11 protein-coding genes are annotated in these 13345 nt (G+C 60.6%); 8 read left to right on the top strand and 3 right to left on the bottom strand.

Features of this window, described 5'->3' with window-relative positions; translation table 11 throughout:
- Window positions 1-57: 57 nt before the first annotated feature.
- On the bottom strand, window positions 58-2355 hold the full coding sequence (clpA, locus tag BCA01S_RS23190) for an ATP-dependent Clp protease ATP-binding subunit ClpA (RefSeq protein ID WP_027778971.1): 2298 nt from the start codon (window positions 2353-2355) through the stop codon (window positions 58-60).
- Window positions 2352-2666 carry an ATP-dependent Clp protease adapter ClpS gene (gene clpS / locus BCA01S_RS23185; RefSeq protein WP_006050100.1) on the bottom strand — a complete coding sequence of 105 codons (315 nt, stop codon included), beginning with the start codon at window positions 2664-2666 and terminating at the stop codon, window positions 2352-2354. Before clpS ends, clpA begins: the two co-directional genes overlap by 4 nt.
- A gap of 548 nt (window positions 2667-3214) precedes the next feature.
- Between clpS and BCA01S_RS23180 the strand changes: the two genes are divergently transcribed.
- Window positions 3215-3421, top strand: a complete 207-nt coding sequence (locus BCA01S_RS23180; RefSeq protein ID WP_007180614.1) for a cold-shock protein — start codon at window positions 3215-3217, stop codon at window positions 3419-3421.
- Between the two features lie 292 nt (window positions 3422-3713).
- On the opposite strand, the gene icd is transcribed toward BCA01S_RS23180, so the two are convergent.
- Entirely contained in the window at window positions 3714-4970 is a 1257-nt protein-coding gene (icd, locus tag BCA01S_RS23175) for an NADP-dependent isocitrate dehydrogenase (RefSeq protein WP_027778970.1), read from the bottom strand.
- A gap of 330 nt (window positions 4971-5300) precedes the next feature.
- Here icd and BCA01S_RS23170 point away from each other — a divergent pair, with 330 nt between their 5' ends.
- The 7 genes from BCA01S_RS23170 to BCA01S_RS23140 all read left to right on the top strand — a co-directional run bounded on the left by BCA01S_RS23170 (window position 5301) and on the right by BCA01S_RS23140 (window position 13335).
- Window positions 5301-5870, top strand: a complete 570-nt coding sequence (locus BCA01S_RS23170) for a pseudouridine synthase (protein ID WP_027778969.1) — start codon at window positions 5301-5303, stop codon at window positions 5868-5870.
- A 386-nt stretch (window positions 5871-6256) separates the two neighbouring features.
- The gene (locus BCA01S_RS23165; protein ID WP_011489640.1) at window positions 6257-6451 is read left to right on the top strand and encodes a hypothetical protein; all 195 of its coding nucleotides are present in this window, start codon (window positions 6257-6259) and stop codon (window positions 6449-6451) included.
- A gap of 144 nt (window positions 6452-6595) precedes the next feature.
- Entirely contained in the window at window positions 6596-7111 is a 516-nt protein-coding gene (locus BCA01S_RS23160) for a DUF192 domain-containing protein (RefSeq protein ID WP_027778968.1), read from the top strand.
- A gap of 377 nt (window positions 7112-7488) precedes the next feature.
- The gene (fusA, locus tag BCA01S_RS23155) at window positions 7489-9594 is read left to right on the top strand and encodes an elongation factor G (protein ID WP_027778967.1); all 2106 of its coding nucleotides are present in this window, start codon (window positions 7489-7491) and stop codon (window positions 9592-9594) included.
- A gap of 214 nt (window positions 9595-9808) precedes the next feature.
- Window positions 9809-10333: a cupin domain-containing protein gene (locus BCA01S_RS23150; protein ID WP_027778966.1), complete on the top strand. Its 525-nt coding sequence runs from the start codon at window positions 9809-9811 to the stop codon at window positions 10331-10333.
- Between the two features lie 17 nt (window positions 10334-10350).
- Complete coding sequence (locus BCA01S_RS23145; RefSeq protein ID WP_027778965.1) at window positions 10351-11379, top strand: HoxN/HupN/NixA family nickel/cobalt transporter; 1029 nt, start codon at window positions 10351-10353, stop codon at window positions 11377-11379.
- 282 nt (window positions 11380-11661) lie between these two features.
- A complete protein-coding gene (locus BCA01S_RS23140; RefSeq protein ID WP_027778964.1) occupies window positions 11662-13335 on the top strand; it encodes an ABC transporter substrate-binding protein in 1674 nt (557 codons plus the stop codon).
- The last annotated feature ends 10 nt before the right edge of the window (window positions 13336-13345 follow it).

The following is a 13345-nucleotide window of genomic DNA, read 5'->3' as shown; positions in this document are numbered from 1 at the left end:
AAACGGCGTGGACCTTGCGGTCCACGCCGTTTTTTCTGTGGCGAGTACGCTCGACGCTTACTCGACTTCGATCGCTTCCGGGTTCGGATTGCGCGGTGCCGGATGCTCGTCGAAGGTCAACTGGACCTTGTCTTCCGCATCGACGTCGACCGAAACACGGCCGCCGCTCATCAGCTTGCCGAACAGCAGTTCGTCGGCCAGCGCGCGGCGAATCGTGTCCTGAATCAGACGCTGCATTGGCCGCGCGCCCATCAACGGATCGAAACCGTGCTTCGCGAGGTGCTTGCGCAACGCGTCGGTGAAGAGCGCATCGACCTTCTTCTCATGCAACTGATCTTCCAGTTGCATCAGGAACTTGTCGACCACGCGCATGATGATTTCTTCATCGAGCGCACGGAAACTGATTGTCGCGTCCAGACGGTTACGGAACTCAGGCGTGAACATGCGCTTGATGTCGACCATTTCGTCGCCGGTTTCCCGACGATTCGTGAAGCCGATCACCGACTTGCCCATTGCCTCGGCGCCCGCATTCGTCGTCATGATGATGATGACATTACGGAAATCCGCCTTGCGGCCGTTGTTGTCCGTCAGCGTGCCGTGGTCCATGACCTGCAGCAGCACGTTATAAATGTCCGGATGCGCCTTCTCGATTTCGTCGAGCAGCAGCACACAGTGCGGCTTCTTGGTGACAGCCTCGGTCAGCAAGCCGCCCTGGTCGAAGCCGACATAGCCCGGAGGCGCACCGATCAAACGGCTGACCGCATGACGTTCCATGTACTCGGACATGTCAAAGCGGATCAACTCGATACCGAGCGTGAACGCCAGCTGCTTGGCCACTTCTGTCTTGCCGACGCCCGTGGGGCCGGAGAACAGGAATGCGCCGATCGGCTTGTCGAGCTTGCCGAGACCCGCACGCGCCATCTTGATTGCGGCCGACAGCGCGTCGATAGCCGGGTCTTGCCCGAACACCACGCTCTTCAGATCGCGATCCAGCGTTTGCAGCTTGCTCCGATCGTCTTGCGACACGCTTTGCGGCGGGACGCGGGCGATCTTCGAGATGATTTCCTCGATCTCGTTCTTGCCGATCGTCTTCTTCTGCTTCGACTTCGGCAGGATGCGTTGCGCCGCACCCGCTTCGTCGATCACGTCGATCGCCTTGTCCGGTAAATGACGATCCGTGATGAAGCGTGCCGACAACTCCGCTGCCGCCGACAGCGCGCCCGACGAATACTTCACGCCGTGATGCTCTTCGAAACGCGACTTCAGGCCGCGCAGAATCGCCACCGTCTGTTCGACGGACGGTTCAGTCACGTCGACCTTCTGGAAACGGCGCGACAATGCCGCGTCTTTTTCGAAGATGCCGCGGTATTCGGTGAACGTGGTCGCGCCGATGCACTTGAGCGTACCCGACGACAACGCCGGCTTCAGCAGGTTGGACGCGTCCAGCGTGCCGCCCGACGCGGCGCCAGCGCCGATCAGCGTATGAATTTCGTCAATGAAAAGAATCGCGTGCGGGCGTTCCTTCAATTCCTTGAGGACCGTCTTCAGGCGTTGCTCGAAATCGCCGCGATACTTGGTACCGGCCAGCAGCGCGCCCATGTCGAGCGAATACACCTGAGCGTCGGCCAGAATATCCGGCACTTCGCCGCGCGTGATTCGCCACGCCAGACCCTCGGCGATCGCCGTCTTGCCGACCCCCGCCTCGCCGACCAGCAGCGGATTGTTCTTGCGGCGGCGGCACAGCACCTGGACCACGCGCTCGACTTCCGACTCGCGCCCGATCAGCGGATCGATGCGGCCGTCTTTCGCCATCTGGTTCAGATTCTGCGTGAACTGGGCGAGCGGAGTTTCTTTCTGCGCGGCGGCTTCGTCAGACTCGGCATTCGCGTCGCTCGCTTTCGCGGCGTCGGTGCTGCTCGTCTTGGCGATGCCGTGCGAGATGAAATTGACCACGTCCAGACGCGTCACGCCCTGCTGTTGCAGGTAGTAGACCGCATGCGAGTCCTTCTCGCCGAAGATCGCAACCAGCACGTTCGCGCCGGTCACTTCCTTCTTGCCATTCGAGGTGGACTGAACATGCATGATGGCGCGCTGAATCACACGCTGGAAACCCAGCGTGGGCTGCGTGTCGACGTCATCCGTGCCGGGCACGGTAGGCGTGTTGTCATGAATGAAGTTGCGCAGGTTCTGGCGCAGATCCTCGATATTGGCCGCGCATGCACGCAACACTTCCGCCGCTGTCGGATTGTCCAACAGTGCCAGCAAAAGATGTTCGACCGTTATGAACTCGTGCCGCGCCTGGCGTGCTTCCATGAACGCCATGTGCAGGCTGACTTCCAGTTCCTGGGCAATCATGCTTCCTCCATCACACACTGCAGCGGATGCCCGGCCTGCCGTGCGTGGGTAACGACTTGCTCGACTTTGGTCGACGCGATGTCCCGCGTATAGACCCCACAAACTCCCCTGCCCTCGCGATGCACCTTCAACATGACCTGTGTTGCGGTTTCACGATCTTTATTGAAATATTCCTGCACGATCATCACGACAAATTCCATTGGCGTGAAGTCGTCATTCAGCAGCACCACCTTGTACATGGATGGCGGCTTGAGCTTTTTCTCCTGCCGCTCCAGTACGGTGCCGTCCTGCTTGTCCGGGATAATCGCCATACACCCATTCTAAACATCTAGGACAGGCCCGCAATCCTGTCAAAACCCGGCAAACCGGCCGGTTCACCCGAACGCCGCCGCCGGCGGAAACTCACCGCCTGCATGCGCCATTCGACGAGCCGATTGCGGAGCCGGCCCCCTATCCAGATCATGCGTCGCGGCCGTGCTGCGCCGCAGTCGGATCGAGTATCGCACAACCTGCCGGAGCTAGCTGACCGGCACTCGTTCGCCCATCTCGCGGCGAGCGGCCCGCAGAACAGCAAGTGAGTCGATTATGCGACTTTTCAAGACGCCCCGCTTGCGCAACCGCACATAACAAAAGAGGGAAAAACCCTGGAAACCGCCTGTTGGCAACGCGTGTAACGCCGTCTCAAAATTTTCTTGACACTCGAATAAAGAGCCTCAACAATCAAGCTGGCACTTTTTTCACTGCGCCAAATTCGAAAAAATGCCGATGGTGAGCTTGTGAGGAGGGAGCGGCTGCATCGCGCGGTCGTCGAGCTTTTCGAGGGCTCGTGGTAGTGACATGAGTTACAGGGGAAGTTGGAATGGCAACTGGTACGGTCAAATGGTTCAATGACGCAAAAGGTTTCGGATTCATCACGCCTGACGAAGGTGGTGAGGATCTGTTTGCACACTTCTCGGCCATCCAGATGAATGGGTTCAAGACCCTCAAGGAAGGCCAAAAAGTGACCTTCGAGGTCGTGCAAGGCCCGAAAGGCAAGCAGGCATCGAACATCCAGGCACCCGCCTGACACCTGTTCGGTACCCGTCCTTTTGAAACCCGGCTTCGCGCCGGGTTTCTTTTTGGCCTCGTTCTGTTTAATCCGAAGTCCGTTGCAAATACATCGACGTCCCAAATAACGGGCAAAGGGACATGCAAGCCCCCACTGTGCCTCGTCTCGCGTCATCGCGCACTCCGGTTTCAGCCGGTACGCGTCAGTAACGAGACCTCATACCGCCCAGCTCGCGTAAAAAAACCCGGCCGCCTCTGAAGCGCAACCGGGTTTCCTCGCAATGCCGGCCAGGCGGCACGCCACGCGCCGCTTACATGTTTTCGATCATCACCTGGCCGAAACCCGAGCACGAGACCTGCGTCGCGCCTTCCATCAGACGCGCGAAGTCGTAAGTGACCCGCTTTTGCAGAATGGACGTTTCCATCGACTTGATGATCAGATCCGCCGCTTCCAGCCAGCCGAGGTGGCGCAGCATCATTTCCGCGGAAAGAATCTCCGAGCCCGGATTCACGTAGTCCTTGCCCGCGTATTTGGGCGCCGTGCCGTGGGTGGCCTCGAACATCGCGACCGAATCCGACATGTTCGCGCCCGGCGCGATGCCAATCCCGCCAACCTGCGCGGCCAGCGCGTCCGACACGTAGTCGCCGTTCAGATTGAGCGTCGCGATCACGTCGTATTCGGCGGGACGCAACAGGATCTGCTGCAGGAACGCGTCGGCGATCACGTCCTTCACGACGATGTCGCCGCCCGTTTTCGGGTTCTTGACCTTCATCCACGGACCGCCGTCGATCAGCTCGGCGTTGAACTCCTTCTGCGCGAGCGCATAGCCGTAGTCACGGAATGCGCCTTCCGTGTACTTCATGATGTTGCCTTTGTGCACGAGCGTGACCGAGCGGCGATCGTTGTCGATTGCATACTGAATCGCCTTGCGCACGAGGCGCTCCGTGCCCTCGCGCGACACCGGCTTGATACCGATTCCCGATGTGTCGGGGAAGCGGATCTTCTTCACGCCCATCTCTTCCCTCAGGAATTTGATGACCTTTTTCGCCTCTTCAGATTCGGCCGGCCATTCGATACCCGCGTAGATGTCTTCCGAGTTCTCGCGGAAGATCACCATGTTGGTTTTCTCCGGCTCGCGCACGGGCGAAGGCACGCCCTTGAAGTACTGAACCGGACGCAAGCACACATACAGGTCGAGTTCCTGACGCAGCGCGACGTTCAGCGAGCGGATGCCGCCGCCGACGGGCGTGGTGAGCGGCCCCTTGATCGACACGACATATTCCTTCAGCACCTGAAGCGTTTCTTCCGGCAGCCATACGTCCGGACCGTAGACCTTGGTCGACTTCTCGCCCGCGTAGATTTCCATCCAGTGGATTTTCCTTTTGCCCGCGTAGGCTTTTTCCACTGCGGCGTCCACTACCTTGATCATGACCGGCGTGATGTCGAGACCGGTGCCGTCGCCTTCGATAAACGGAATGATCGGCTGGTCGGAAACGTTGAGCGAGAAATCCGCATTGACGGTGATCTTGTCACCACCGGTCGGAACCTTGATGTGCTGATACGGCATGATCGGACTCCAGTGAAGGCTGTGCTGAAAGCTGATGGGAGACTGCGAAAATGGGCGCTCCTCGCTACGCGCAATGCCGGACGCCCGCAAGCGGCCTGGCCGTTATTCTAGCCCACGCGGGCGCTGCACCGAGGCGAGAGCGGCTCGGGGTTTTCCAACATGAAGCGCCCATGACCGCCACAGCCGAGCGTCGTGTCTTACATAGGACTCAGCGCTTTCGGACACGCGCTATGCTTTATGATCGCGCCATCGACCACAGGCCCGGGCGCGTTCTGTTTGCGCATCGGCGCTTCACGCCGCGACGGGCGTCGCACGACTCCATCATTTCTTATGCGCCTTCTCGCCCTGAACAAGCCGTTTGGCACGATCTGCCAGTTTTCCGCGCACGAGACGCGTGCTTCGCTGGCCGACTGGGTAAAGGTGCCCGGCGTCTATCCAGCCGGGCGTCTCGACTCGGACAGCGAGGGGCTTCTGCTTCTCACCGACGACGGCGCGCTGCAAGCGCGTATCGCCGAACCGCGTCATAAGCTTGTCAAGCGCTATTGGGCGCAAGTGGAAGGCGCCGTCGATTCCATCGCGTTGAAAAAGCTCGCGCGCGGCGTCGATCTGGGCGACTACGTGACGCAGCCCTGCCGCGCCGACTATGTCGAGCCAACCGATACGCTTTGGACCCGCACGCCGCCGATCCGCTATCGCGCCTCGATTCCCACCACGTGGATCGAGTTGTCGATCACCGAAGGCAAGAATCGCCAGGTGCGCCGCATGACGGCCGCGGTCGGCTTTCCGACGCTGCGTCTCGTGCGCGTCGGCATCGGCGCGCTCGATATTTTTTCGCTTGGTCTGCAGCCAGGAGAAAGCCTCGATCTGCCGCTGAAAGCACCTTGGGAAGGCTGCGCCTGAATCGCTAAGTCATTGTCTGCGTGAGCAAAACGGCGCGTGAAACTCGCGGACGAAAACCCGTGAAACACCGGCATTCGCGCAACTCGTCGAAAGCCTGGTTCACCTCAACGTCCCACATCGAAACTTTCCGGAAAATTCACGTCAACCGGTGCGCAAGCTCACGCGTTATTCGACGCAGATGCCGCTCTAAGCCGTCCGGCATTCAGCCTTAAGAGCCTTTGTACAAGCCGCATGCGCGGTCCGTGCGGGCAGTCTGAGCGCTAGGCGGGCGCGTCGAAAATTTGTTCGATGCACCTGTCAACCGAAAGGTGGATGGCACGTTTACCGACATGACTCAAACATAACCGGGTCATTTGGTTAATTAACTAAAGCTGAGGATTTGCAAAATGAACAAACTGATCGCCGCTCTGGTCGCTGGCCTCTTCGCAACGGCAGCATTCGCACAAGCTTCGGCACCGGCAGCAGCTTCGGCAGCTCCGGCAGCTGCTGCTTCGTCGGCTAAGAAGACCACGAAGCACGCTCACAAGAAGTCGCACAAGAAGGCAGCAGCAGCTGCTGCAGCTTCGGGCGCTTCGGAGTAAGTTTGTTGTAAAGACGCAGTCAAGAACTAGCTTCATTGCCGTTCTTACGGCGTTGAAAGGCAGATCACCGCAAGGCGATCTGCCTTTTTGTTTTTGACGCGCTCGCGTAACATTCCCCGGTTAATCTCAGCAAGGAGTCATGCCGTGCGATTTTCCATGCGCTCGTTGGTGGCGCGTTTCGCCGTTGCCGCAATCCTGCCGTTCGCGGCGGTGTCGGCGGTGTCTTTTGCCGCTCTCAATGCGGCCCCCGCTCATGCGCAGCAAATGCCGGCCGGGGCGAAACAGCCTGGCGAATTTCCGCGCGCGAAGCTCACCGCCGGCATGTTCGTGATCGACGCGGCCGTCGCCGCCAACGACGCGGATCGCGAGCAAGGCCTGATGTACCGCACGAACCTGGCGCCGAACGAAGGCATGCTGTTCGTCTTCAACGAGAATGCCGTGCATTGCTTCTGGATGAAGAACACGCTGATCCCGTTGTCGATTGCATTCATCAGGGCCGACGGGACCGTGACTGACATCGACGAAATGCAGGCGGAGACGACCAACAACCACTGCCCGAAAAATAACGGCGCCTACGCGCTCGAGATGAGCAAGGGCTGGTTCACGTCGAAGGGTATCAAGCCAGGAATGAAGATTCAGGGGCTGCCGGCTGCGCAGTAACTAGCGCAACTGGCGCAAGAGTTTGCGCGGCGGTTCGTGGGTCGATCATCGCTCAGTGCTCCGCCGCAAACACCGCCCCGTTTCGCAGCGGCAGCGCGCCTGAAAAGCCAGCCGCTTCGTCAGATCCACCACCGCAAAGCCGTCGCCCTTCCAAAGGCGGCGGCTTTTGTCATTCTTGCCGCGCGCTGCCTGTCATTCTTGCGTCACGGCACCGCCGCGCCCCGCCCCGCCCGGCCAGCCCTCGCCTGGCAAGATTCCTGCAAAAGACGGGCCGACGCGCTATCCTAGTATTCTTAGCAATGCAGCATCCCGCGGTCCGGGCGGCACAGACTGCCGCCCGCCAACCGTTTCAGGCGCGCTATTCCAAGGAGGTTCACGTGCCCCGCAAGACTCCCATCGAGCGCTACCGGAATATCGGCATCAGCGCTCACATCGATGCCGGCAAAACCACCACCACCGAACGCATCCTGTTCTACACCGGCGTGACCCACAAGATCGGTGAGGTTCACGACGGTGCGGCGACGATGGACTGGATGGAACAGGAGCAGGAGCGCGGCATCACGATTACGTCGGCAGCCACCACCGCCTTCTGGAAAGGTATGGCCGGCAACTACCCCGAGCATCGGATCAACATCATCGACACGCCGGGGCACGTCGACTTCACGATTGAAGTCGAGCGCTCCATGCGCGTGCTCGATGGCGCCTGCATGGTCTACGACTCGGTGGGCGGCGTGCAGCCGCAATCTGAAACCGTCTGGCGTCAGGCGAACAAGTACAAGGTGCCGCGCATCGCGTTCGTCAACAAGATGGACCGCGTCGGTGCAGACTTTTTCCGCGTACAGCGGCAGATCGGCGAGCGGCTGAAGGGCGTCGCGGTGCCGATCCAGATTCCAATCGGCGCGGAAGAACACTTCCAGGGCGTGGTCGATCTCGTCAAGATGAAGGCGATTTTCTGGGACGAAGAGAACCAGGGCATCAAGTTCGAATACCGCGACATTCCGGCGGAGCTCGCTGACACCGCAAAGGAATGGCACGACAAGATGGTCGAGGCCGCCGCCGAGGCGAACGAAGAACTGCTCGATAAGTACCTGGGCGGCGAAACGCTGACCGAAGAGGAAATCAAGCATGGCATTCGGGCGCGCTGCATCGCCAACGAAATCGTGCCGATGCTGTGCGGCAGCGCGTTCAAGAACAAGGGCGTGCAGGCAATGCTCGACGCGGTGATCGACTATCTGCCGTCGCCGGTCGACGTGCCCGCGATTACCGGTCACGACGAACACGACAAGGAAATCGAGCGCCATCCGAACGACACCGATCCGTTCTCGGCACTCGCCTTCAAGATCATGACCGACCCGTTCGTCGGCCAGCTGATTTTCTTCCGCGTGTATTCGGGCGTCGTGAATTCGGGCGACACGGTGTACAACGCGATCAAGGAAAAGAAAGAGCGCCTCGGCCGGATCCTGCAGATGCATGCGAACGAGCGCAAGGAAATCAAGGAGGTCTACGCGGGCGACATCGCTGCGGCAGTCGGCCTGAAGGAAGCGACTACCGGCGACACGCTGTGCGATCCGAACAACGTGATCATCCTCGAAAAGATGATCTTCCCTGAGCCCGTGATCTCGCAGGCCGTGGAGCCGAAGACCAAGGTCGACCAGGAAAAGATGGGCGTCGCGCTCAATCGTCTTGCGCAGGAAGATCCTTCGTTCCGCGTGCAAACAGACGAAGAATCCGGCCAGACGATTATTTCCGGCATGGGTGAGCTGCACCTCGAAATTCTCGTCGATCGTATGAAGCGCGAGTTCGGCGTTGAAGCGACCGTCGGCAAGCCGCAGGTCGCCTACCGCGAAACGGTGCGCAACAAAGTCGAGGACGTCGAGGGCAAGTTCGTCAAGCAATCGGGTGGCCGCGGTCAGTACGGCCACGCGGTGGTGACGCTCGAGCCGGCGCCGCAGGGCAAGGGCTACGAATTCGTCGACGCGATCAAGGGCGGCGTGATTCCGCGCGAATACATTCCGGCGGTGGACAAGGGCATCCAGGAAACGCTGAAGGCCGGCGTGCTCGCGGGCTATCCGGTGGTCGACGTGAAAGTGACGCTGACCTTCGGTTCGTACCACGACGTCGACTCGAACGAAAACGCGTTCCGCATGGCCGGCTCGATGGCGTTCAAGGAAGCAATGCGCAAGGCGAAGCCCGTGCTGCTCGAGCCGATGATGGCCGTCGAGGTGGAAACGCCCGAAGACTTCATGGGCAACGTGATGGGCGATCTGTCCAGCCGCCGCGGCCTCGTGCAAGGCATGGAAGACATTGCGGGCGGCGGCGGCAAGCTGGTGCGCGCCGAAGTGCCGCTCGCGGAAATGTTCGGCTACTCCACGTCGCTGCGCTCGGCCACGCAAGGTCGCGCTACCTACACGATGGAGTTCAAGCACTATGCTGAAACCCCGACCAACGTCGCCGAAGCCGTGATCAACGCGAAGCACAAGTAGGCGCTTGCGCTAATGAACCAAGCCTGCGTGCCGCAGCATGGCCACTCGGGCTGACCGGCCAAAGCCCGTCCTTCATGGACGGGCTTTTTTTTCGTCCATGAAGACGCGGGCGGTCACTCGCCCCACGGGCGTTTTTTTAACGTGTAAAAATGCCGAACGGCGCCGCGGCCCTTTCCACGACGAATGTCAAACGCAAGCCACGAGGAGACATGCGATGAGCCAGGATCACGAACATCCGCATTACAACGACGAGCGCGACAAGCAGGAGCGCGCACCCGTCGATTGGCGCGAGCACGGCGTCAAGGTGATTCGGGGCGATCAACTCGACACCAACACCGCGCAAACGCCAGGCATGAATCGCGCGGCCGCGATCAATGCCGCACGCGTCGGCGCGCAGAAAATCTGGGCCGGCACGGTGACGATCCATCCGAATGCGAAGACCGGCGCTCACCATCACGGCGCGCTCGAAAGCGTGATCTACGTGGTGCGCGGCCAGGCGCGGATGCGTTGGGGTGAGCATCTGGAGTTCACCGCCGAAGCCGGACCTGGCGACTTCATCTTCGTGCCGCCGTATGTGCCGCATCAGGAAATCAATGCGAGCACCGACGATCCGCTCGAATGCGTGCTCGTGCGCAGCGACAACGAAGCGGTCGTAGTCAATCTGAATATCGACGCCGTCGAACAACCGGAAGCGGTGTACTGGGTCGATCCGATTCACAAACATCCGCACGATCACTAATCACTTTCACGCGACTCATGACGCCGACTGCTTCGCTGCGCCCTCGCCTTCTCACGCTGTATGCGGTTCTGATCGCGGCCAACCTGGGCGCATGGGCATGGGCGCTGATTGCGTTTCGCCACTATCCGCTACTGCTCGGTACGGCGCTGCTCGCGTACGGTTTCGGTCTGCGCCATGCAGTCGACGCCGACCACATTGCCGCTATCGACGCCGTCACGCGCAAACTGATGCAGACCGGCAAGCGGCCGCTCGGCGTGGGCCTGTCGTTCTCGCTCGGACATTCGAGCATCGTGATTCTCGCGACGCTCGGCATCGCGTGGACCGCGCATTCGCTGCACGGCCGCTTCGAGACGTTCAAGGCCGTGGGCGGCACCATCGGTACCCTTGTTTCGGCAACATTCCTGCTCACGCTTGCGGCCGTGAACCTCGTGATTCTGCGCGACGTGTGGCGGCGTTATCGTCATGTCCAACGTGACGGCGAACTGGCTGCTGCTGCGTTGGACACTGACCACGCAGCCGGTCCCGGAGGTCTGTTGTCGCGCGCGTTGCGGCCGCTGTTCCGGCTCGTGACTAAAAGCTGGCATATGTACCCGGTTGGCGTGCTGTTCGGGCTGGGCTTCGACACGGCAACCGAGATCGGCTTGCTTGCAATTGCCGCGTCCGAAGCCGGCAAGGGCTTGCCGTTGTATTCGATCCTGGTGTTTCCCGCGCTTTTCACAGCAGGCATGACGCTCGTCGATTCGACTGATAACGTGCTGATGGTCCATGCATACGGCTGGGCCATGGACGACCCCAAACGCAAGCTCTACTACAACGCGAGCATTACCTTCGTGTCGGCGGTCGTCGCGATCGTGATCGGCGGCGTGGAGGCATTGGGACTGCTGTCCGACAAGCTCGGTCTGAACGGAGGAATATGGGATGCGGTGACGAACGCCAATGAGCAGTTCGGCTTGCTCGGCTACGGCATCGTCGCGGCGTTCATGGCGTGCTGGATCGGCTCGGTGCTGTTTCATCGCTGGAAGCGTCCAGCCATCGCGGCGCGGTAATTGCGTCTACATCGAGCGGCAAGCGCGCCGCACGAGAGGTGCCGAACGTGCCACAGCAATGCCGCGCCGACCGTTGTGATGACGACACACACCGGCCCTTTTATTCACGGATCGCCAACACGACACCGCCGCAAGCGCTCCATTCCGCGAGCAATCGCTTAAACTGAAGCCGCCTTGTATCGCCGCAAGCATAGCCGCAATCGTGCCGCCTCGCAGCCTGACTGTCGCGCATGCGGCGCGGCTTCTCAGAACCGGCAACCGAACGGACTGGACATTCCATCGATGAAGACTCCCGCTGACCGATTCCCCGCTCTCGACCTCGCCCGCAGCACCGCCGACGCGTACGGCAATCACGCAATCGACGAATTTCTCGCCGGCCGTATCACTCGCCGCGATCTGCTGCGCTACGCGAGCGTGATCGGTTTGTCGCTCGTTGGCGGCGGCGTGCTGAATCTTCCGGCAGCGCACGCACAAGGTCAGGCAAGCGCGGGCGGTGCATCGAACCAGACGATTCGAGTCGCGCATCTGACGCCTGCGGGCGCCGTCGACCCTTTGACCGTGACCGATGCCGCGAGTCTCGCGCTGCTGAATCAGACTGGCGAATTCCTGATCGACGACGACGGCGAAAAGCTCGTGCTGAAGCCGGCCCTCGCGCTGTCCTGGAAGCCGAACGACAAGGGCGACGTGTGGACCTTCAAGCTGCGCGAGAACGTCAAATTCCACGACGGCCAACCCTTTACAGCGAAAGACGTGGTCGCGACATTCGACCGTCTCGCCGATCCTGCGACCGGCTCGGCGGCGCTCTCGGTGTTGAAGGGCGTGTTGTCCAAGGGAGGCGCGAAGGTGGTCGACGAGCACACCGTCGCGTTCCACCTCGATGCACCGAACGGCAATTTCCCGTACTACGTTTCCTCGGACAATTACAACGCCGTGATCTTGCCCGCGAACTACGCGGGCGGCTATGAAAAGAGCTTCATCGGCACCGGTCCGTTCAAGTTCGAAAAGTATCAGCCGAAGGTCGGCGCATCGTTCGTGCGCAACCCCGACTACTGGGGCGAGAAAGCGTTACCGCAACGCGTACAGTTCTCCTTTTATGCGGACCAGCAGGCGCAACTGCTCGCATTGCAAGGCCATCAGGCCGACGTGATGGGCACCTTCACCGTGCAAGGCGGTGCGGCCATTCTGAACAATCCCGACTACAAGGCAATCGGAGTAAAGTCGAGTGCGCATCGGCAGATTCACATGCGCAACGACAACCCGCTCTTCAAAGACAAGCGCGTGCGTCAGGCGCTTGCGCTGTCGATCGATCGCGAGGTGCTGGTGCGAGGCCTCTTCAAGCGCCGCGCGCAACTCGGCAACGACAGTCCCTTTGCGCCGGTGTTTCCGTCGTCCGATGCGGGTGTTGCGCAGCGCAAAATCGACGTAGCGAAAGCGAAGCAACTGCTCGCGCAAGCGGGCGTGCCCAACGGTTTCGACGTGACGCTGACCACTGAAAAGTACATGGAGATTCCCGACCTCGCGGTCGTGGTGCAGAACGCGGCGAAGGCGATCGGCGTGCGCATCAATCTGAAGGTGGAGAGCCAGTCGCTGTATTACGGCGCTGGCACGCCGGGCAAATCAGACTGGCTCGACTCGCCGCTCGGCATCACCGACTACGGTCATCGCGGCGTGCCGAACGTGTTCCTGAATGCGCCGCTCACGAGCGGCGGCACGTGGAATGCCGCGCACTTCAAGAACCCGCAATACGATCAACTGGTCGCGCAATTCGTCGCGGCCGTCGACCTCGCATCGCAGAAAAAAATCTCCGGCCAGATCCAGACTCTGCTGCTCGATGAAACGCCGATCATCATCCCGTTCTTCTACGATCAGCTGATCGCGATGCGCAAGGGCGTGAACGGCGTGCGCTTCACCGCGCTCGCGCAGCTCTACTTCGACCGCGCAGTGTTGAGCGCGTAAGCGTCTCGCA

This window comes from Paraburkholderia caledonica NBRC 102488 (assembly GCF_000685095.1).
In the GTDB taxonomy this organism is placed as follows: Bacteria; Pseudomonadota; Gammaproteobacteria; order Burkholderiales; family Burkholderiaceae; genus Paraburkholderia; species Paraburkholderia caledonica.
The sequence above is the reverse complement of the archived record's forward strand: the minus strand, read 5'-3'. Positions and strand labels throughout refer to the sequence as shown.